Source organism: Rhodococcus sp. MALMAid1271 (assembly GCF_049195265.1).
Lineage (GTDB): Bacteria > Actinomycetota > Actinomycetes > Mycobacteriales > Mycobacteriaceae > Rhodococcoides.
In genome coordinates this window covers 1-638 of the sequence record NZ_JBMIRQ010000014.1, presented here as the reverse complement: position 1 = coordinate 638, position 638 = coordinate 1, and the positions used below count along the sequence as shown (strand labels likewise).

At 62.5% G+C, this 638-nt stretch carries 1 pseudogene; it reads right to left on the bottom strand.

Going from position 1 to position 638, the window contains the following annotated elements:
- Window positions 1-638: pseudogene (locus tag ACOQFP_RS00195) on the bottom strand (IS3 family transposase); the annotation flags it as partial.

Here is a 638-nt window from a genome sequence, read left to right as displayed (position 1 = left end):
ACGGTGCTCGGTGATGTCGGTCAGCCAGATCTGGTTGCGTTCCTGTGCGGTGAATTGGCGGTCGACGAGGTCGTCGTGGACGGGCGGGCCGGCTTTCTTGTTCAGGCCGCGCTTCTTGGAGAACACGGACCACAGCCGTTCCTGTGAGCACAGTCGTGCGACTCTGTTCTCGCTGGCGGTGATGCCGCGGTCCGGTAGTTCGTCGGCGATGAAGCGGTAGCCGAATGCGGGGTCGTCGGCGTAGATTCCACGAGCGATGTTGATCAGATGCGCATCGTCCCAATCACGTTGTGTGACTGGTTGTTTCTTCCATTTGTAGAACGCTTGGGTGGAGAATCCGAGCACCCGGCAGGTCACTGTGACGGGTACCCCGTCGACAGCAAGGTCGAGGACCAGCGGTGGGGGCACCTCCCGCTTGCGGGGGAAGATCATTTTGGGTTGACATCCCGGGACGAGTAGGCGACCGCGCGACGCATGACCTCGGCTTCCTGCTCGAGGAGCTTGATCCGTTTGCGGGCCTCCCGTAGCTCGGCGGACTCGTCCAAGCCGGCCGGCGTCGTGCCTCGTTCGATGCCGTCGTCGCGGTCGGCGATCTTCAGCCACCGATGCAGACAGCCCTCGGATATTCCGAAGTCCTT